This is a genomic window from Sphingomonas floccifaciens (genome assembly GCF_042681125.1).
Lineage (GTDB): Bacteria > Pseudomonadota > Alphaproteobacteria > Sphingomonadales > Sphingomonadaceae > Sphingomonas > Sphingomonas floccifaciens.
In genome coordinates, this window is the sequence record NZ_JBHUFC010000003.1 from 179,006 (window position 1) to 197,303 (window position 18,298).

Here is an 18,298-nt window from a genome sequence, read left to right on the forward strand (position 1 = left end):
GCCTGCGGCACGAAGTACGGTGCTTCGACAAGCTCAGCACGAACGGGGTGGGGGCAGGCCTCTCGGCCGTGAGTGGTTCATGACCTTCGCCGTCGACATGGGGACCGACACCGCCGGCCGTCCGATCGCCATCGACCTGGAGGAACTGCTCGCCACCCGCCTGCTCGTCCAGGGCAATTCGGGCTCGGGCAAGTCGCACCTGCTGCGTCGCCTGCTGGAGGGCAGCGCGAACCAGGTGCAGCAGGTGATCGTCGATCCCGAGGGTGACTTCGTGACGCTGGCCGATGCCTATGGCCATGTCGCGATCGAGGCGGTCGACTATGCGATCCCCGAACTGATCCGCTTCGCCGGCCGCGCGCGCGAGCATCGCACGTCGGTGGTGCTCAGCCTGGAGGGGCTGGAGATGGAGGGGCAGATGCGCTCCGCCACCGCGTTCCTGAACGGCCTGTTCGATGCCCCGCGCGAGCATTGGTATCCGGCGCTGGTGGTGGTCGACGAAGCGCAGATTTTCGCGCCATCCGGGGGCGCGGAGGTCAGCGAGGAAGTGCGCCGCACCTGTCTCGGCGCGATGGCCAATCTGATGTCGCGCGGGCGCAAGCGTGGCCTCGCCGGCGTCATCGCGACGCAGCGGCTGGCCAAGCTAAGCAAGAATGTCGCGGCCGAAGCATCGAATTTCCTGATGGGCCGCACCTTCCTCGACATCGACATGGCGCGTGCCGCCGATCTGCTGGGAATGGAGCGCCGCCAGGCCGAGACGATCCGTGACCTTCAGCGCGGCACGTTCCTGGGCCTAGGTCCGGCGATCGCGCGGAGGCCGGTGACCGTGAAGATCGGCGCGGTCGCCACCTCTGCGCGGTCGTCCAGTCCCAAGCTGGTCCCGCTGCCGACGGCGCATGCCGAAGGATCGCGCGAATTGCTGTTCGCCGATCTCGACCTGCCGCCGCCCCCGCCGCCGCCCGCACCCCCGCCGCCGATGCCGGTGAACGATGTGCTGCGCGACCTTGGGCCACAGCCCAATCCCAACGGATTCGACTTTCCCGAACCCGATGCGCCCGATCCCGATACGGTGGTCGAGGCGGCGCTGCGTGCGATCGTCGCCGATCCCGAGGCCGCGACCAAGCCGGCGGCGGTGCTGTATCAGGATTTCGGGGTCCGCTGCCGGATGATGGGTGTGCGCAAGTCGCCGCTCGATGCGAACGGCTTCGCGCGGCGATTGTCGGCGGCGCGGGCAGGCATCTTCGAGGCGCTGGAGGGCGAGTGGTCGGAGGTGCTGGCCGCCGCGCAGGGGCTGCCCGACGACATGCTCGGCGCGTTCCTGCTGATCGCCCGGTGCGCGCGCGAGGGGCTGGCGACGCCCGATGACGCCGCGATCGCGCAGACCTATGGCACCAGCTCGCTGGGGCGCGCGCGGCGGATGCTCGGCTATATGGAAAGCCGCGACATCATCGTGACGCGGACCGACCTGTCCGGGCGGCGGTCGATCACGATCCCGCGGCTGGGGTGGAGCACGGCGTCGGCGGAGGGGTGACGTCTCGGTGCTCCCGCGCAGGCGGGAGCCCAGGGTTGTCGAACGAGACGGTCGCGGTTTGGCCCTGGGCTCCCGCCTGCGCGGGAGCACGTCAGGCTCTGGGCGGGCGGCCGACTTTCAAAGCCCTGTCCGTTCTGCCAATCGGTGCAATCATGACCGCGCTGCCGATCCACGCCGTCCTTCCCGACCTGCTCGCGGCGCTGCGCCAGTCGTCGAACGCCGTCGTCGTCGCGCCGCCGGGTGCCGGCAAGACCACCGCCATCGCCCCCGCCCTGCTCGCCGAACCCTGGTGTACCGGCGAAGTCCTGCTCCTTTCCCCCCGCCGTCTCGCCGCCCGCGCCGCTGCCGAACGGATGGCGGCGCTTGCGGGTGAGAGCGTCGGCAAGACCTTCGGCTACGCGACGCGGATGGACAGCCGGCGGTCGGCGGCGACGCGGGTGACGGTCGTGACCGAAGGCATCTTCGTCAACCACATCCAGGCCGATCCCGAACTCGCGGGCGTGTCGGCGGTGCTGTTCGACGAGGTGCATGAACGCAGCCTCGATTCGGATTTCGGCCTGGCATTGGCGCTGGATGCGCAAGGGGCGCTGCGGCCCGACCTGCGGCTGGTGGCGATGTCGGCGACGCTCGATGGCGCGCGGTTTTCGGCGTTGATGAACGGGGCGCCGGTGATCGAGAGCGAAGGGCGGTCCTATCCGCTGACGCTGCGTCATATCGGCCGGGCGGCGAATGACCGGATCGAGGATGCGGTCGCGGCGGCCGTCCGCACCGCGTTGCGGGACGAGGCGGGCGGCCTGCTCGCCTTCCTGCCCGGCGTGGCCGAGATCGAGCGGACGGCGGAGCGGCTGGCCGGCGTCGCCGGCATCGCGCTCCACAAGCTCCACGGCCAGATCGACCCCGCCGCTCAGCGCGCGACGATCGCGCCGTCGGACATGCGCAAGGTCGTGCTGGCGACCTCGATCGCGGAGACGTCGCTGACGCTCGATGGCATTCGCGTCGTCGTCGATTCGGGACTGGCGCGGCGGCCGCGCTATGACCGGGCGGCGGGGATGACGCGGCTGGTGACCGAGCGCGCGAGCCAGGCCGCCGTCGTGCAGCGTGCGGGCCGCGCGGCGCGGCAGGGGCCGGGGGTCGCGTATCGGCTGTGGGAGGAAGCGGCGACCGCCGGGATGCCGCGGTTCGACCCGCCGGAGATCCTGGAGGCCGACCTGTCGGCGCTGGTGCTGGCCTGCGCGATCTGGGGCGTATTGGACCCGCGGGCGCTCCAATGGCTCGATCCGCCGAGCGATGCGGCGGTTAGCGAAGCGAAGCAGCGACTGGCGACGCTGGAGGCGATCGATGGCGACGGCCGCCCGACTGCGCACGGCCGCGCGATCGCCGCACTGCCCCTGCCGCCGCGGCTGGCGCATATGCTGGTGCGGGCAGGCGAGATGGGGCTGGCGACGGTCGCGGCCGAGGCGGCGGTGCTGCTCAGCGAGCGCGGGCTGGGCGGTGGCGATGTCGACCTTGACCTGCGGCTGCGGCGATGGGCCGGAGAGCGGGGGCAGCGCGCGGACGGTGGCCGGCGGCTGGCGGAGCGATGGGCGCGCCTAGCGCTCTCTTCCATTCAGGGGAGAGGGTCGGGGAGAGGGGAAGGTGTCTCACCCAGGTCAGCGCCCGCGGACAGGCCTCACCCCAACCCCTCCCCTAAAGGGGAGGGGCTAGCTACGGCCATTGCCCTCGCCTACCCGGATCGTATCGCTCGGCGGCGGGATGCTTCGGGCGAGACATGGGCGTCGGTCGGCGGGCGCGGGTTCAAGCTCGACCCGACCTCTAGCCTCGCCCGCGCCGAATGGCTCGCGGTTGCCGAGACCGCCGGGATGGCGGCGGGCGCGCGCATCCTGTCGGCGGTCGAGATCGATCGCGCCACGGTCGAGGCGCTGTTCGCCGATCGCATCGTTACCCGGCGCTTCGTCGAGTTCGATCCTGCCACTGGCGGCATTACGGCCGCCCGCGAGACGCGGCTGGGAGCGATCAAGCTCGCGTCGGGTCCCGATTCGGCGGCTAAGCCAGACGAGATTGCTGCCGCGCTGCTCGAAGGCGTCCGCCGCCACGGCCTTGCGCTGCTGCCGTGGAGCGCTTCCGCCGAGGCGCTGCGCACCCGTGCCGCCTACGCCGGGTTCGACGCGCTCTCCGACGAGGCGCTGATCGCAACCCTCGACGACTGGCTGCCCCCGCTGCTCGTGGGCAAGCGCCGGCTTGAGCAGGTCGAGGGGCTGACGGGGGCGCTGGAGGGCGTGCTGGGCTGGGACGGAGTGCAGTTGGTCAACCGCCTCGCCCCGCCGCGCTTCACATCGCCGGCGGGGTCGAGCCATGAGATCGACTATCCGGCGGAGGCGGGGCCGACCGTCGAGCTGCGTCCGCAGGCGCTGTTCGGGCTTGCCGAGCATCCGTGCGTGGGCGCGAACCGCGTGCCTTTGGTGCTGAGCCTGACGTCGCCGGCGGGGCGGCCGATCCAGACGACGCGCGACTTGCCCGGCTTTTGGGCCGGCAGCTGGAGTGCGGTGGCGAAGGAGATGCGCGGGCGCTATCCGCGACATCCCTGGCCCGACGATCCGGCGGGGGCGGACCCGACGCTGCGGACCAAAAATGCGGATGCACGCGCGCGCGGATCGCGATAAGGGAGTGTCCATGTCCTCTGCCCGCATCTTTCAGCGTCCCAAGAACGCCATGCAGTCCGGCCGCGCCCGCACGATGATCTGGGTGCTCGAATTCGACCCCGCCGAGCCGCAGCGCCCGGACCCGCTGACCGGCTGGGCCGGCTCGCGCGATACGCGCAACCAGCTGCGCCTGACCTTCCCAACGCTGGAGGCGGCGACCGCCTATGCCGAGAAGGAAGGCCTGCCCTATCATGTCGTGCCGGCGCCGGAGCGGACTTTGAAGTTGCAGGCGTATGCGGATAATTTCCGGTAACGCGTCGGTCTGATAGTCGATTGCCCTGAGCGTGTCGAAGGGCTGACCTAGTTCTCCATCACCAAGTTCGAGGCAAGGATTGAGGCAGGTGTCGGCCTCTCTGGGCCGAGAGCTTGAGATGCAACCCTGAAGCATTGAGCGGCTGATCGGGCTCGCCCTTTCCCGTTCGTGCTGAGCGAAGTCGAAGCACCTGGGTCCCAGGCCCTTCGACTTCGCTCAGGGCGAACCGATCAGGTTGAAGGCTCAGTCTTTCGATGTCAGCCGAGGATCGACGCGCCCAGCAACAGCAACAGCTTCGCGTCGATCGCCATGCCCTCCGCCCGCCGCGCCGCGACATAGTCGGCGATCTGCGCCATTGGCACGCGGTGGACGGTGATGCCCTCGCCGGGCTCGCCGCCGCCGTCCGATACGCGGGTCAGGTCCTCGGCGCGTACCAGCGTCACGCACTCGCTCGACATGCCGGGCGTGGTGATGAAGTCGCCGATCCGGGACACCCGGCCGGCGCGATAGCCGGTTTCCTCTTCCAGCTCGCGCGCTGCGGTGGTTTCGACATCCTCGCCATCGTCGACCAAGCCGGCGGGGAGTTCGAGCACGCGGCGGCCAATCGGCACGCGATACTGGTCGACGAGCAGGACATTGCCGTCGTTATCCACCGCGACGATCACCGCCGCCTCGCGCATCCCGACGCGGCTGACATATTCCCACCGCCCGCGACGCTGGACGACCAGCCACTTGCCGGCCCATTCGGTCTGTTCGACCGCATCGGAATCCGGGACGCTCATAGTTCGATCAACCGGTCGGGGAGTTCGTTCACGTCGCCCTCGCTGATGGGAAAATGTTCGGCCAGTACCTTGCCGATCTCGCGCACCGCATCGGCCATGCCGTCGCCGGGGCGGCCGTCCTTCACTGCGGTGATGAGGCTGGCCATCGCATGGCCCCAGACGTCGTCGGGAACGCGGCCGTGGATGGCCTCGTCGGCGATCAGCTCGGCGCGATGCTCGGCAAGGCTCAGGTACAGCAGCACGCCGGTGGCGGCGACAGTGCGCTTTTCGGCGCCGGTGCGGAACAGCTGCATCGCCTTTGCCCGCACGCGGCGCGTCTTGGTCGCCCCCGGCGTCAGCGCCATGCGGACGGCGAGCGGTGCGAAGGCGAGGCGGCAGAGGAGGAAAGTCACCGCCATCAACACCAGCGCGATGGTATAATAGGCGCTGCCCGGTACCGTCTCCGCCCAGCCGTCGACCAGCCGCAGGTGGACGCCCTCCGCCACGCCCGGAAACACCGCGAGCAGCGCAAGGACGAGGAGCATGACGATGACGCTCCATTGCAACGCGACGTCATGATATTTGTCGGACTGGCGCGCGACGATCGTGACGATCTCGCCATCGGTATTGGCCTCGGCCGCAGTGACGGCCGCCGCGACGGCTGCGCGATCCTGATCGGTCAGCCGCATCACCAACTCCCCGAGGCGCCACCGCCCCCGAACGATCCGCCACCACCGCCGGAGAAGCCACCGCCGCCCCAGCCGCCACCGCCGCCACCGTCGCCGCCGCCCAAGCCGCCGAAACCGCCGCCGCCACGGCTCGCCTCGCGCCCGATTTCGTTGGCGATCGACCAGAGGACGATTGGCATCACGCCCGAGCCGCCGTCGCCGCGATAGCGCCGCCCCTTGCCGCGTCGGGCGAAGGACAGAAGTACGAAGACGACCACCATGCCCCAGAAGACGAGCGCGATCGGGAAGCCGCCACCGCCGCTGCGCCGCTGGCCCTGGCGGCTCTGGTCGAACTGCTTGATCGCGGCGTCGACCTTGGCCTGTTGCTCCTCGGGACTGGCGCGCAGCTGGGCGATGAGGGCGTCGGTGCCGGCAACGACGCCGCCGGGAATGTCGCCATCGCGGAAGCGGGGCAGGATCTGCTGGTTGACCGTGACGCTCGAAAAGGCGTCGGTCAGGATCGGCTCCAGCCCGCGTCCGACCTCGACACGTACCTTGCGATCGTTGGGCGCGACGATCAGGATCGCGCCATTGTCCGCGTCCTTCAGGCCCACGCCCCAGGCGCGACCCAGCTTGTAGCCATATTCCTCGATCGGATAGCCCTGCAGCGACGGGATGGTCGCGACGATGACCTGACGCTTGGTGTCCTTCTGCAACTGGTCGAGCTTCTGCGCCAACGACGCCTCGACATCGGGCGGCAGGATGTTGGCATCATCGACGACGAAGCCGGTGAATTTGGGGAAGGTCTGCGCGGAGGCGGGGACGATCGCGACCAGAGCGAGCAGCAGGACGAGAATGGCTCTGCCCATCCCGTTCGCCCTGAACTTGTCGAAGGGCTGCACTTCTTTGCACCTCACAGGAAAGAAGAAGGGCAGGGCTTCGACAAGCTCAGCCCGAACGGAGGGGGGCGGTGGTTAGTTCGTGTTTCCGAACGCCGCGCCGACGGACGGGGCTGTTTCCGCGCCCGGCGTCGTCGCCTGGAACGGCGTCAGCGGCTTGGCGCCATAGAAGATCTTCGCGCCCACCGCGTCGGGGAAGGTGCGGATGCGGGTGTTATAGGCCTGCACCGCCTGGTTGTAATCGTTGCGCGCGATGGTGATGCGGTTCTCGGTGCCTTCGAGCTGGCTCATCAGCGTGGTGTAGTTGGCCTGGCTCTTGAGCTCGGGATAGGCCTCCTGCAAGCGCTGGAGCGACAGCGTCAGCGATCCTTGCGCGCGCTGATAGGCGGCCATCTTGTTCGGGTCGGCCAGATCGTCGCCGGACACCTGGATCTGGTTGGCCGAAGCGCGAGCCTGGGTCACTTCGGTCAGGATCGCCTTTTCCTGCGCGCCCGCGGCCTTCACCGTCGCGACGAGATTGGGGATCAGGTCGGCGCGGCGCTGATACTGGTTCTGGACGTCCGCCCAGCGCGCCTTCGCATTCTCCTCGGCGGTGGGCACGCTGTTGAGCCCGCAGGCCGACAGCGCGAAAGCAACGAAACCGACGAGTGCGACGCGAAGCTTCATGGGACTTGTCCTCTTACCCTCAGGCGCGCAACATTTAGGCGGACGGCCGATCGTTACAATGGGGAATCGGTTTGGCCCTGCACGGAGGGACGGCGATGCTCAAGGAATTCAAGACCTTCATCATGCGCGGCAACGTGCTCGACCTCGCGGTCGCGGTCATCATCGGTGCGGCGTTCGGCAAGATCGTGACCTCGCTGACCGAGGATATCCTGATGCCGGTCATCGGCCGGATCTTCGGCGGGCTCGACTTCTCCAGCTACTTCCTGGTGCTGGGGGAGGTGCCGGCGAATCTGCGCGGGTCGACCGACTATGCCGCGCTGAAAAAGGCGGGCGTGCCGTTGCTCGGCTATGGCGAATTCGTGACGCAGGCGGTCAATTTCCTGATCGTCGCCTTCATCATCTTCCTGCTGCTGCGGGTGGTGAACGCGGTGCTGGCGAAGAAGGAAGAGGCACCCGCTGCCCCGGCGCCGGAAGCGGCGGACGTGGCGCTGCTGCGGGAGATCCGCGATGAGCTGCGCGCGCGGAGGACGTGATACCTATCCTCCCCTGGAAGGGGAGGTGGCAGCCCGCAGGGCTGACGGAGGGGTGTCCAGCTATCCGGATAGGGTGACACCCCTCCGACCGGCTGACGCCGGCCACCTCCCCTTGCAGGGGAGGATGATAATGTCAGGCCGCCGCCAGTTCCTCTGCCGTCGCGTCGGCCAGGCTGGTGCCGTCGAGGATGCGCGCCGTCTCGTCCCGCACCCGCGCCATTGCGCGGCGAATCGCGCAGGCGGCTTCGTCACGGCAGTCGGTGCAGGGGCGATAAGCGGTGCGGCTGACGCAGGGGACCAAGGCCAGAGGCCCTTCGATCACCCGGATCACTTCGCCGAGCGAGATCAGGCGCGCCGGGCGCGACAGGCAGTAGCCGCCCGCCTTGCCACGGTGCGAGTGAAGGAACCCCGCCTCTCGCAGATCGGCCAGGATCAGTTCCAGGAATTTGCGCGGCACGTTGGCGGCGACCGCGATGCGGTTCATCGGCACGGGTGGCCCGCCGGGCGGCTGTGTCGCGAGGAACAGCATCGCGCGGAGCGCGTAACGGGAACGCTGCGTCAACATGATACGCTATTCCATGCGCTTACATTATGGCGCTGTGAAGGCCTTTCCTTCCCGACCCGCCCTTCCTATATCGGACGGGCCGGCGGGCTTGCCTGCCCGGCTATGGCGATAAAGGATTGCGTGCAATAGATGCAGCGGACCCGGGGGCAGTACCCGGCGGCTCCACCATAAGTGGTGGTGTACTTGGACACCGTTTCTGACGGGGCCGAACCAGGATCGACGTGTATTGAAAAGCGCTGTCTTTCGCTCGGAATGGGACCACCGCAACGGCCCATTACACAAGTGCCAACGATAACGAAGCACTCGCGATTGCGGCGTAACTGATGGCCTAACGGCCTGACGTTACACCAAAATAGCGCGGTCGGACCCCACCGGGCAACAGAAGGGGAATCCAGCGGTTCGGGGAGCACCGGGCAACAGAAGCTCCCCACTCACGTGACACATACCTCCGTTCGCCCTGAGCTTGTCGAAGGGCTGTCCTTCTTCGCGCCCGAACGGCAGGTGGATACGAAGAAGGACAGGGCTTCGACAGGCTCAGCCCGAACGGCTGGCGGCGGCGATACGCGTCCAGCCGCCGCCGCACACCTATGCGAACAGTCTGATTTACTGAAATCCACCCATCCAGATACCAACTGTGCTCCGACGCAGGCCGGAGCACAGAATAGCTCCTAACTAGCTGGATCAGCCTTCAAGCCCCGCCCGCGACCAGCTTCGGCGTCTGCTGGTGCTGGACCACCGTCCACACCTCATGCTCGATCCGGCGGTAAGTCGAGGTGCAGTGCGCTTCGTAGGTCTCGTCGCCGCGCTTCGCGGTCATGTGATAGGCGACGACGATCAGCCCTTCCTGCGGACGCGCGATCCGGCCGTCGGCGAGCTCCGCCTGCTCCCAACGCGGCGTGTTCGACACCGCCTGCACCGCATCGTCGCCCGACAGGACATATGGCTCGGCCGGCACGACGATCAGGCATTCGGCGTCCATTTTCTCGCGGTAATTCTCCGCATCACCGGTCCACAGGCTTTCCTCGAACGCCCAAACGCGATCGTCTTCCATCGTCCGTCTCCTCCAAGCGAGTGCGTCAAGCGGTCGGCGGCGGGCGATGTTCCCGTGCGATTGCGGACCCGCGCCCGGCCGCCTATCCTGCCGGGCAAAAGACGATGAGGAGAGAGCCGATGGCGACGCTTGCCCGCGATACGGAGACGATGGCCCCCGGTGAGTGGGAAGCGCGGGTCGACCTCGCCGCCGCCTATCGCCTTGTCGCGCTCTATGGCTGGGACGACCTGATCTTCACCCATCTGTCGAGCCGGGTGCCGGGGCCGGAGCACCACTTCCTGATCAACCCGTACAACATGATGTTCGAGGAGATCACTGCGTCGTCGCTGGTGAAGATCGATACCGAGGGGAAACCGGTCGTGCCGACGCCTTATCCGGTCAACCCGGCGGGCTTCGTCATCCATTCGGCGATCCATATGGCACGCGAGGATGCGGCGGCCGTCATGCACCTGCACACCCCGGACGGCCAGGCGGTGTCGGCGATGGAATTCGGGCTGTTGCCGCACACCCAGACATCGATGATCGCGGGCGGCGACGTCGCCTATCACGACTATGAAGGCATCGCGACCGACCTGGAGGAGCGCGAACGGCTGGTGCGCGATCTGGGGGCGAAGAACGCGATGATCCTGCGCAACCACGGGACGCTGACGGTCGGCGATTCGGTCGCGTCGTGTTTCCTGCGGCTCTATTTCCTGGAGCGGGCGTGCCAGGCACAGGTGAAGATGCTGTCGGCGGGCCGCGAGAACCTCAACACCCCGCCGCAGGGTACGCCGGAAAAGGTTGCGGTCCAGTCCGCACCCGCGGGGATGGGCATGCTGGCAAAGGCGCTGGCGTGGCCGGCGTTGCTGAGAAAGCTCGACCGGATCGACCCGGGCTATCGGGAGTGAGGTGGGGCTTACTGACGCCGCCCGCGACCCTTGGTCATCGGATCGGGCTTCTTGGGCTTCACCCACCCCGCCGGCGGTGTGTAGCGCGCCTGGCTGGTGCCTAGCCCCATGCTACCGGGTTGCTGGCGGGTCAGGCCGCTCGTGTCGGCGTCGGCGACATCGCCGCCGGCACGGAGCAGACTGATCTCGTCACGCAGCCGCCGCGCCGTCTCGAAATCCAGTGCGGCGGCGGCGGCATCCATGCGGGCCTGAAGATCGGCGAGACGGTCGGTCATAGCGGGGACAACGCCCCGCTACGCCGGCTGATCCGCTTTAGAAGCGGATACCGATCCCGCCCGCGACCTGGCGGCGCTCCAGGTTGATGTCGTCGAACTTGCCATAGTGGGAATAGGCAGCTTCGACGAAGCCATAGAATTCGCCCAGGCCGAATTCGTAACCAAGCGCGCTCTGGATACCGCCCTTGCTTGCGGAATCGATGACGCTGCCGCCGTCACGCGCTTCTAACGTAATGTTGGCGTAGCCGAGCTTGCCGTAGACCAGGCCACGCTGGCCAGCGACCAAGCCGACACGCGCGCCGGCGCTGAAGTTACCGCGCTCGGCCAGGCAGATGTCGTCATCGCACAGCTTAACACCCGACACTTCGTAATTCACATACGGGCCGACAACGACACGCTTGGTTCGGATATCATAGCCTGCTTCGGCGCCGTAGGATACCGCGCTTCCAATCTTGTAGATATCATCGCTGTCATTCTCAGCGATGGCCGGCGTTTCGTAGCCGAGGCGGGCTTCGATCCGCGGTCCGTTGAAATTCTGTGCCGACGCGACACTCGGCACGACACCCGCCGCCGCGATGGCAGCAACCAGAATCGTCTTCATTGATACCCCCCAAATGCATGTCGATCGCCTCCGGGCGATTCGACGGCGGGCGTATGCGGTCACCGACTCCCCCGCCGCAAGGGCGTGTTTATCTATGTTACAATCGACGCAGTTTTAGCGGCGGCGCGGTCGGGCCAGACGCTCCTCGTCCCGACTAAAGCTGGAGCGGCGTCCGGTGCTGCCGTCCGGTACCGCGGTGACGAAGACGGCGATGCCGCGACCATTGCTGCGATCGATCCACAGGCCGGAGCGGAGCGCATAGGCCTCTCCCGCATGGCCGACCCATATGTCGCTGTCGCCAAACAGATCGTCCGCACAGCCCGCCGCGCGGGTCGGCACGATCTGGGTCGCGAGCCCATAGCGACAGTAGAAGCCCCCTGCCGTGTCGCCGTTGCTGCCATCGAAGGTCCATTGCACAGCCTCGATCGCGGCGATCGATTCGGGGCGAAGGAAGCCGTCGCCACGGCGCAGCAACATGCGACCGATCCGGCCGAGATCGCGCATCGATATGCGAAGGCCGCCCTGAGGAGAGAAGATCGCACCGTTCTCGCCGGGCCGATAGCCGGGAAGGTCGCAGCCCGACAGCGTCACGACCGGGCAGTCAGGGCGGCGTCCGCAGAGCGCATCGCGCGCGACGTCGCCATTCGCCCGGTAGAGAATCACCGCGCGGCTGATCGCCGCATCGCTGCACCCCGCGCCCCAGTTATAGCAGGCATCGAGTCCGAGCGGCCCGATCACCTCGCGCGCCATGACCTGATCGAACCGCGTCCCGGTCGCGGCTTCGATCACCGTCGCGATCACGCCGAAGTTGAGGTTCGTGTAGCGGAAATAGGTACCGGGTACGCGTTCGGCGTCCCACGCTTTCGGATCGGCGACGGCATCCTGCATCCGCACGCCGAGCGGGACGATATAGTCGATGCCGTCGGTCAGGCTGGAGCGATGCGACAGGAGCAGGCGAAGCGTGATCGGTACGTCCGAATGTGCCGGGTTTCGCAAGCGCCATCCAAGCCAGTCCGACACATCGCGGTCGAGGTCGAGCGTCCCCGCCTCCAGCAACCGCATCACGCCGAGCGCAACGACCAGCTTCGAGACGCTGGCGACCCGCACCGGATCGTCCGCCGTCACCGGCCGACGTGTCGCGCGATCGGCCAGGCCGCGCGCCATGACCGATGTTTCCCCGGCGGCATCGAAATCGACCCGGACCTCGGCCGGCCGCACCGCGCACGCGCCGAGGATCAGCGTGAGGGAAAGGGCGGCTCGCTTCACTGCTGGAGCTGGAAGCCGTCGAACACCGTCCGCCCGATCTCCGCCAGCCGCGTATCGCGCGCGGCCGGATCGGCGATGCCGTAGGACAGCAGCGCGATGACGACGCGGTGGCCGTTCGGCAGGGTCATCACGCCGACGTCGTTTGAGATACCGGGCAGCGTCCCCGTCTTGTGCGCCCATGGCGTTCCGGCCGGCAGCAAGGCCTTCACCCGCTTCGTGCCGGTCTTGCAGCGGGCGAGGACGTCGAACAGGAAATCGGTGCTGGCGGGCTTCAACAACGCGCCCTTGCGCAGGCGGACGAGCAGGTCGCCCATCGCGCGCGGGGTCGACGTATCGCGCGGATCGGCGTCGAACGCCGCGTTGACCGGCCAGCGTTCGTCGTCGGTCTTCCACGGCTCGACCGGCATGAAGGTGGCGAGCGCCGGACCATCGGCCTGCTTCGGATCGGTCGAATGGCCGCTGACGTCGATCAGCAGGCGGGCGATGCTGCGGTCGACGCGCTGGCCGTCGATACCCTTCGCCTTCAGCCAGCGCGTGACCGCGGCGGGGCCGCCGACCGCCTTCAGCAGCATGTCGGTCGCGGTATTGTCGCTGACCGTCAGCGACAGCTCGATCAGGTTCGCCCCCGACAGTGCGACGCCCGCATGGGGCAGTGTGTCGGTGATGCCGTCCGATCGGACACGCATCGCCTCGTCGAGTGTGTGCATCGTCGCCAGGCTCCAGCGGCCCTTGTCGACGCCATCGAGATAGGTGGCGGCGATGGCGAGCTTCACCGCGCTCGCCATCGGAAACCTCTCATCGGCGTTGACGGCGACCGTCGCGCCGGTGTCGAGGTCGATCGCATAGGCGCCGACCTTGCCGGCGTCGGTTTTCGCGATCTGCTCGACACGCGCCGTCAGGGCAGGGGGGAGGGTCTGCGCGGAGGCCGGGGCCGCGACGAGCAGCAGGGCGAGAATGGGGCGGATCATACGCCCGATACCGCCGCAAAGCCTGCCGCAACGCAAGCCTTATCGACGCATCGCGGCAGGCGGATCAGACCGGCGCCATCTCCGCCGACTTCGATCCGCACCGCGCGGTGCCTTCGCCCAGACAAATCTGACACCCCTTCGACACGGCGATGCCGTTCGACAGCTCGGCGAACATCTGGCGCGCCTCCGGGCTGTGCAGTGCGTCGACCAGTGACGGATAGTCCGACAGGCTGCCGAAGTTCGCCGTGTTGTTGAGATCGAGGCAGCAGACGCCGAGCTTGCCGGTGGCGAAGATCGTCAGCGACGGATCGGGCAGGAAACGGCAGGGCTCGGGGTTGAGCAGCTTGTGCTCGACCGTCCAGTCGTCATGCTGCTCCAGCAGCAGATTCGCATAGGTTTCCAGCGGGCGGCACGACATGAAGAGGCGCTGGCGAGCGCCGTTCACGTCGGTCCATTCGATCAGCGGCATCGGGATGCCGTGGTCGTCGAACGCATCGCGGAAGGCGTGTTCGATAAAGTCGCGATCGGTGACAAAGGCGATCGCCTGCGCCTCGGGCGGGGCCTGGGCGACGATCTCGGCGGCGATGGCTTCCCATTTGCGGACGTGCAGGGCGACGCGGTCACCGTTGGACGGGAAGGCGGCGCGGATTTCCGGCGGCACCTTCAGATCCTCATGGCCGTTGTTGACCATCTGATATAGCCGCATGTGACAGGGCGCGCGTTCGTTGACCATCTGGCGCGCAAGATTGGACACGCGGGTGACGAGCGTCTCGTAATCGCCGATCTTGGCACTGCGCGTCGCGGCGTAGCTCGCCTGATTGTCGTTGTGCATCGAGACGGCGATGCCGGTCGGATAATTGTTCGACAGCTGCTTCAACTTCTTGTCGACCAGGGTCAGGCCATGTGTGGTCATGAACGTCGGCCAGGACATGTTCTTTTCGCGGACATAAGCGATAATCTGGTCGATGTCCGGGTGCAGCAGCGGCTCGCCATAGGCGTTCAGCGCCAGCATGTTGAGGTGCAGCGTGTCGGCGATCTGGTCGATCAGCGCCTTGACTTGCTCCAGCGGCAGCCAGCTGCGCGCGACCTCGCGGTGCATGTCGGGACAGAAGGTGCACTTCTGGTTGCAGTAGTTCGTCACCTCCAGAAACAGCATGTTGATATGCGGCTTGCCGTCGATGATCGGATAGGGGCTGATGAGGTCGCGGGTCGGCGCGGCATAGGTGGAGAGGAATTCGCGCGCGGCGACCATCGCCTCCGGCAGCGCGACCGCGGCGATCTGCGGCAACTCGTCGAGCAGGCGGGTCGCATAGACGACGACCGGGGTATTGGCACCGAGCGCGAGCTTCACGCGCCACGCGCCGACCGCTTCGGCCATGCCGTGCGACAGTGCGATTGGTAACAGGACCGCGAGTTCGGTGCCGAGCGGCGTCTTCTCGCCCGCGCCCAGCGGCAGCGAGAGGGCGGTCGTCAGCGCGTCGAGCGCGGCCCGCAGGTCGCCGCGATCGGCGAGCGCCCGGACATGCGCCCGGTGCGCGGCGACGTCGAGCGGGTGCGTCGCGATCCGGGCGGGATCGGCAAGCGTCGCAGCCGGCCAGACGCTGGCGAGGCTGGCGTAACCTGCAAGCACGGCGCGCGCGGCACAGGCGCCGGCGTAAAAGAATGGAGTCGTGCGACGCGTGAGCTCGTCGTTGAGGAGCGACATGGCGACGGCGCGTTCGCTCGCCACGCCGGTCAGGACGACTAGGGACAGGAGCGATGCGTCGTCGAGGTCTGCGGTGCTGCCGCTGCCGTCGGGAAAACGTGCGAGGAGCAGAAGTTCGTAGGCGAGCTCGGCCAGCGACGGCGGCAGCGCAGCAAGCGTCGCGAGCGCCGGCCAGGCCCGGCCCGCGTCGATCGCATCGAGCGTGGTTGCGATGAGGTCGATCAACCGGTCCTGAACGACGGGGTCGTCGATCGGCAGCATGGCAAGGGCATCGATCGACAGCGGCTCGGGCGAGGCGAGGATGGCGGCATGCTTCACGGCTTCAGGCTCCTGCGCCGCGCGACTGCACGGACGATCGGGCGAAACCCTGACGAAGGATAGTTAACATATTCTCAAACGCGCCGCGCCAATACGTCCGGCCCAGAAACGAGAAGGGCCCCGGAGATCGCTCTCCGAGGCCCCATCCTCCCCATACCTTTCCGGCACGGTATCTCTACGCGAAGGACTTAGTCCTTGTCGCCCGTCAGGAAGGCCGGCGCGAACTCGGGCTCGGGGCCTTCGTCCTTGCCACCGTCCCGGCGCGGGCCACGGTCACCGTCGCCGCGCGGGCCACGATCGCCACGGTCACGGCGCGGGCCGCGATCGCCGCCGCGGTCACCACCACGGCCGCCACGGTCACCACCGCGGTCGCCGCCGTCACGGCGCGGGCCGCGATCGCTGCGCTCACCACGCTCGCCGCGCGGCTCGCGTGCGGGGCGGGTGTCCTCCAGCTCGGCGCCGGTTTCCTGGTCGACGACGCGCATCGACAGGCGAACCTTGCCGCGCGGATCGATCTCGAGGACCTTGACCTTAACTTCCTGGCCTTCCGACACGACGTCGGTCGGCTTTTCCACGCGCTCGTTCTTCATTTCGCTGACATGGACGAGACCGTCCTTGCCGCCCATGAAGTTCACGAACGCGCCGAAGTCGACGATGTTGACGACCTTGCCGTTGTAGATCTTGCCGACCTCGGCCTCTTCGACCAGGCCCTTGATCCAGTTGATGGCGGCTTCGATCTGCGACGGGTCGCTCGACGAAACCTTGATCACGCCCTCGTCGTCGATGTCGACCTTGGCGCCGGTCGTCGCGACGATCTCGCGGATGACCTTGCCGCCGGTGCCGATGACTTCGCGGATCTTCGACTTGTCGATCGAGAATGTCTCGATGCGCGGCGCGTGCGCCGACAGCTCCGAGCGAGTCTCGCCCAGCGCCTTGTTCATCTCGCCCAGGATGTGCGCACGGCCTTCCTTCGCCTGGTGCAGCGCAGCCTCGAAGATCTCCTTGGTGATGCCGGCGATCTTGATGTCCATCTGCATCGTGGTGATGCCCTCGGACGTGCCCGCCACCTTGAAGTCCATGTCGCCCAGGTGATCTTCGTCACCCAGAATGTCCGACAGGATCGCGAAGTCCTTGCCTTCCAGGATCAGGCCCATCGCGATGCCCGACACCGGGCGCTTGATCGGCACGCCGGCGTCCATCAGCGCCAGCGAACCGCCGCAAACCGACGCCATCGACGACGAGCCGTTCGACTCGGTGATGTCGCTGGTCAGGCGGATCGTGTAGGGGAATTCCTCCTTGGTCGGCAGCACCGGGTGCAGCGCGCGCCAGGCGAGCTTGCCGTGACCGACTTCGCGACGACCCGGCGCACCGAAGCGGCCGACTTCACCGACCGAATAGGGCGGGAAGTTATAGTGCAGCATGAAGTGCTGGTACGACAGGCCACCCAGGCCATCGATCATCTGCTCCGCATCGCGGGTGCCGAGCGTCGCGGTGGCGATCGTCTGCGTCTCACCGCGGGTGAACAGCGCCGAACCGTGCGCGCGCGGCAGGAAGTGCGTTTCCGCCTCGATCTGGCGGATCTGCGTGGTGGTACGACCGTCGATGCGCTTGCCGTCCTTCAGGATGGCGCCGCGGACGATGTTCGCTTCCAGCTTCTTCACCAGCTTCAGCGTGCCGAGATACTGGGCCGGATCGCTTTCCTTGAGGTCCGCGAACGCTTCGCGAGCCTTGGTGCGGGCGTCGTTCAGCGCGACCTGGCGGGCCTGCTTGTCGGTCAGCTTGTAGGCGGCGGCAATGTCCTTGCCGATCACCGACTCCAACTTCTTGAGCGTCGCCGACTTGTCGTCGACCTTGCTCAGCTCCCACGGATCCTTTGCAGCCTGCTCGGCCAGCTTGACGATCGCCTTGACGATCTCGCGGCAGGCATCGTGCGCGAACATGACCGCGCCCAGCATGACCTCTTCCGACAGTTCCTTGGCTTCGGATTCGACCATCATCACCGCGTCGTAGGTGGCGGCTACGACCAGATCCAGGTCGCCCTCGGCAACCTGCTCGTCGGTCGGGTTCAGGACATATTCGCCGTTGACGTAACCGACGCGCGCGGCGCCGATCGGGCCCATGAAGGGCACGCCCGAGATGGTCAGCGCAGCCGAAGCCGCGACCATCGCGAGGATGTCAGGCTCATTCTCGCCATCATAGCTGAGAACCTGGCAGATCGCGTTGATTTCGTTGTAGAAACCTTCGGGGAAAAGCGGGCGGATCGGGCGATCGATCAGGCGGCTGACCAAAGTTTCCTTTTCGGTCGCGCCACGCTCACGCTTGAAGAAGCCGCCCGGGATGCGACCGGCGGCCGAGAATTTTTCCTGATAGTGGACGGTGAGCGGGAAGAAATCCTGCCCTTCCTTCACCGACTTCGCGGCGGTGACGGCGCACAGTACCACGGTCTCGCCGAGCGTCGCGATCACCGCGCCATCGGCCTGACGGGCAACCTTGCCCGTTTCGAGCGTCAGCGTCTTGCCGCCCCACTCGATCGATACAGTCTTCTTGTCGAACATTATGTTTCCTTCACTCCCACCGCCAGATGCGGTGGGGGCCTATTGAGCGAGCCATTGTCGGCTCGTGGGGAGAGGACCGGAGTGTCCCAACTCCCGCATG

Annotated in this window: 17 protein-coding genes and 1 other RNA gene; 6 read left to right on the forward strand and 12 right to left on the reverse strand. The window is 67.2% G+C overall.

Translation table 11 applies throughout. The features are described 5' to 3' along the window. Nucleotides 1–79: 79 nt before the first annotated feature. From ACFSC3_RS07855 to ACFSC3_RS07865, 3 genes are all read left to right on the forward strand, one after another. The gene (locus ACFSC3_RS07855; protein ID WP_380939857.1) at nt 80–1,528 is read left to right on the forward strand and encodes a helicase HerA domain-containing protein; all 1,449 of its coding nucleotides are present in this window, start codon (nt 80–82) and stop codon (nt 1,526–1,528) included. A gap of 152 nt (nt 1,529–1,680) precedes the next feature. Further along, complete coding sequence (gene hrpB, locus ACFSC3_RS07860) at nt 1,681–4,188, forward strand: ATP-dependent helicase HrpB (protein WP_380939858.1); 2,508 nt, start codon at nt 1,681–1,683, stop codon at nt 4,186–4,188. A gap of 10 nt (nt 4,189–4,198) precedes the next feature. Then, nucleotides 4,199–4,480: an ETC complex I subunit gene (locus ACFSC3_RS07865; RefSeq protein WP_380939859.1), complete on the forward strand. Its 282-nt coding sequence runs from the start codon at nt 4,199–4,201 to the stop codon at nt 4,478–4,480. 257 nt (nt 4,481–4,737) lie between these two features. Here the strand turns inward: ACFSC3_RS07865 and ACFSC3_RS07870 are convergent, their stop codons facing one another. The 4 genes from ACFSC3_RS07870 to ACFSC3_RS07885 all read right to left on the reverse strand — a co-directional run bounded on the left by ACFSC3_RS07870 (nt 4,738) and on the right by ACFSC3_RS07885 (nt 7,474). Further along, nucleotides 4,738–5,262 carry an NUDIX hydrolase gene (locus ACFSC3_RS07870; RefSeq protein WP_380939860.1) on the reverse strand — a complete coding sequence of 175 codons (525 nt, stop codon included), beginning with the start codon at nt 5,260–5,262 and terminating at the stop codon, nt 4,738–4,740. Further along, a complete protein-coding gene (locus ACFSC3_RS07875; protein WP_380939861.1) occupies nt 5,259–5,930 on the reverse strand; it encodes a TPM domain-containing protein in 672 nt (223 codons plus the stop codon). Before ACFSC3_RS07875 ends, ACFSC3_RS07870 begins: the two co-directional genes overlap by 4 nt. After that, the gene (locus tag ACFSC3_RS07880) at nt 5,930–6,778 is read right to left on the reverse strand and encodes a TPM domain-containing protein (RefSeq protein ID WP_380939862.1); all 849 of its coding nucleotides are present in this window, start codon (nt 6,776–6,778) and stop codon (nt 5,930–5,932) included. Before ACFSC3_RS07880 ends, ACFSC3_RS07875 begins: the two co-directional genes overlap by 1 nt. A gap of 105 nt (nt 6,779–6,883) precedes the next feature. Next, nucleotides 6,884–7,474 carry a LemA family protein gene (locus ACFSC3_RS07885; protein ID WP_380939863.1) on the reverse strand — a complete coding sequence of 197 codons (591 nt, stop codon included), beginning with the start codon at nt 7,472–7,474 and terminating at the stop codon, nt 6,884–6,886. A 95-nt stretch (nt 7,475–7,569) separates the two neighbouring features. Here ACFSC3_RS07885 and mscL point away from each other — a divergent pair, with 95 nt between their 5' ends. Further along, nucleotides 7,570–8,007: a large conductance mechanosensitive channel protein MscL gene (gene mscL / locus ACFSC3_RS07890; protein ID WP_380939864.1), complete on the forward strand. Its 438-nt coding sequence runs from the start codon at nt 7,570–7,572 to the stop codon at nt 8,005–8,007. Between the two features lie 133 nt (nt 8,008–8,140). On the opposite strand, the gene ACFSC3_RS07895 is transcribed toward mscL, so the two are convergent. After that, entirely contained in the window at nt 8,141–8,572 is a 432-nt protein-coding gene (locus ACFSC3_RS07895; RefSeq protein ID WP_380939865.1) for an RrF2 family transcriptional regulator, read from the reverse strand. A 39-nt stretch (nt 8,573–8,611) separates the two neighbouring features. On the opposite strand from ACFSC3_RS07895, the gene ssrA reads away from it, so the two are divergent. Next, nucleotides 8,612–8,966: a transfer-messenger RNA gene (gene ssrA / locus ACFSC3_RS07900) on the forward strand. 294 nt (nt 8,967–9,260) lie between these two features. Here ssrA and ACFSC3_RS07905 read toward each other — a convergent pair. Continuing rightward, on the reverse strand, nt 9,261–9,623 hold the full coding sequence (locus ACFSC3_RS07905; RefSeq protein WP_380939866.1) for a DUF4440 domain-containing protein: 363 nt from the start codon (nt 9,621–9,623) through the stop codon (nt 9,261–9,263). A 119-nt stretch (nt 9,624–9,742) separates the two neighbouring features. On the opposite strand from ACFSC3_RS07905, the gene ACFSC3_RS07910 reads away from it, so the two are divergent. After that, complete coding sequence (locus ACFSC3_RS07910) at nt 9,743–10,510, forward strand: class II aldolase/adducin family protein (RefSeq protein ID WP_380939867.1); 768 nt, start codon at nt 9,743–9,745, stop codon at nt 10,508–10,510. Between the two features lie 8 nt (nt 10,511–10,518). Here ACFSC3_RS07910 and ACFSC3_RS07915 read toward each other — a convergent pair whose 3' ends face one another. From ACFSC3_RS07915 to pnp, 6 genes are all read right to left on the reverse strand, one after another. Next, entirely contained in the window at nt 10,519–10,785 is a 267-nt protein-coding gene (locus ACFSC3_RS07915; RefSeq protein ID WP_380939868.1) for a UvrB/UvrC motif-containing protein, read from the reverse strand. 37 nt (nt 10,786–10,822) lie between these two features. Then, nucleotides 10,823–11,386 (reverse strand): outer membrane protein, encoded by a 564-nt coding sequence (locus tag ACFSC3_RS07920; protein ID WP_380939869.1) that lies wholly within the window; start codon nt 11,384–11,386, stop codon nt 10,823–10,825. Between the two features lie 114 nt (nt 11,387–11,500). Continuing rightward, nucleotides 11,501–12,652, reverse strand: a complete 1,152-nt coding sequence (locus ACFSC3_RS07925; RefSeq protein ID WP_380939870.1) for a serine hydrolase domain-containing protein — start codon at nt 12,650–12,652, stop codon at nt 11,501–11,503. Beyond that, nucleotides 12,649–13,620 (reverse strand): class A beta-lactamase, encoded by a 972-nt coding sequence (gene bla, locus ACFSC3_RS07930; RefSeq protein WP_380939871.1) that lies wholly within the window; start codon nt 13,618–13,620, stop codon nt 12,649–12,651. Before bla ends, ACFSC3_RS07925 begins: the two co-directional genes overlap by 4 nt. 64 nt (nt 13,621–13,684) lie before the next feature. Continuing rightward, on the reverse strand, nt 13,685–15,643 hold the full coding sequence (locus ACFSC3_RS07935) for a radical SAM/SPASM domain-containing protein (RefSeq protein ID WP_380939872.1): 1,959 nt from the start codon (nt 15,641–15,643) through the stop codon (nt 13,685–13,687). A 188-nt stretch (nt 15,644–15,831) separates the two neighbouring features. Continuing rightward, a complete protein-coding gene (pnp, locus tag ACFSC3_RS07940) occupies nt 15,832–18,198 on the reverse strand; it encodes a polyribonucleotide nucleotidyltransferase (RefSeq protein ID WP_380939873.1) in 2,367 nt (788 codons plus the stop codon). Nucleotides 18,199–18,298: the final 100 nt, after the last annotated feature.

What these genes read in the sequence shown, in the direction of transcription:
- ACFSC3_RS07905 (WP_380939866.1), bottom strand. Translation starts at nt 9,623, where the DNA reads ATGGAAGACGATCGCGTTTGGGCGTTCGAGGAAAGCCTGTGGACCGGT.
- bla (WP_380939871.1), bottom strand. Translation starts at nt 13,620, where the DNA reads ATGATCCGCCCCATTCTCGCCCTGCTGCTCGTCGCGGCCCCGGCCTCC.
- ACFSC3_RS07895 (WP_380939865.1), bottom strand. Translation starts at nt 8,572, where the DNA reads ATGTTGACGCAGCGTTCCCGTTACGCGCTCCGCGCGATGCTGTTCCTC.
- ACFSC3_RS07875 (WP_380939861.1), bottom strand. Translation starts at nt 5,930, where the DNA reads ATGCGGCTGACCGATCAGGATCGCGCAGCCGTCGCGGCGGCCGTCACT.
- mscL (WP_380939864.1), top strand. Translation starts at nt 7,570, where the DNA reads ATGCTCAAGGAATTCAAGACCTTCATCATGCGCGGCAACGTGCTCGAC.
- ACFSC3_RS07865 (WP_380939859.1), top strand. Translation starts at nt 4,199, where the DNA reads ATGTCCTCTGCCCGCATCTTTCAGCGTCCCAAGAACGCCATGCAGTCC.
- ACFSC3_RS07915 (WP_380939868.1), bottom strand. Translation starts at nt 10,785, where the DNA reads ATGACCGACCGTCTCGCCGATCTTCAGGCCCGCATGGATGCCGCCGCC.
- ACFSC3_RS07920 (WP_380939869.1), bottom strand. Translation starts at nt 11,386, where the DNA reads ATGAAGACGATTCTGGTTGCTGCCATCGCGGCGGCGGGTGTCGTGCCG.
- ACFSC3_RS07885 (WP_380939863.1), bottom strand. Translation starts at nt 7,474, where the DNA reads ATGAAGCTTCGCGTCGCACTCGTCGGTTTCGTTGCTTTCGCGCTGTCG.
- ACFSC3_RS07870 (WP_380939860.1), bottom strand. Translation starts at nt 5,262, where the DNA reads ATGAGCGTCCCGGATTCCGATGCGGTCGAACAGACCGAATGGGCCGGC.
- pnp (WP_380939873.1), bottom strand. Translation starts at nt 18,198, where the DNA reads ATGTTCGACAAGAAGACTGTATCGATCGAGTGGGGCGGCAAGACGCTG.
- ACFSC3_RS07855 (WP_380939857.1), top strand. Translation starts at nt 80, where the DNA reads ATGACCTTCGCCGTCGACATGGGGACCGACACCGCCGGCCGTCCGATC.
- ACFSC3_RS07880 (WP_380939862.1), bottom strand. Translation starts at nt 6,778, where the DNA reads ATGGGCAGAGCCATTCTCGTCCTGCTGCTCGCTCTGGTCGCGATCGTC.
- hrpB (WP_380939858.1), top strand. Translation starts at nt 1,681, where the DNA reads ATGACCGCGCTGCCGATCCACGCCGTCCTTCCCGACCTGCTCGCGGCG.
- ACFSC3_RS07910 (WP_380939867.1), top strand. Translation starts at nt 9,743, where the DNA reads ATGGCGACGCTTGCCCGCGATACGGAGACGATGGCCCCCGGTGAGTGG.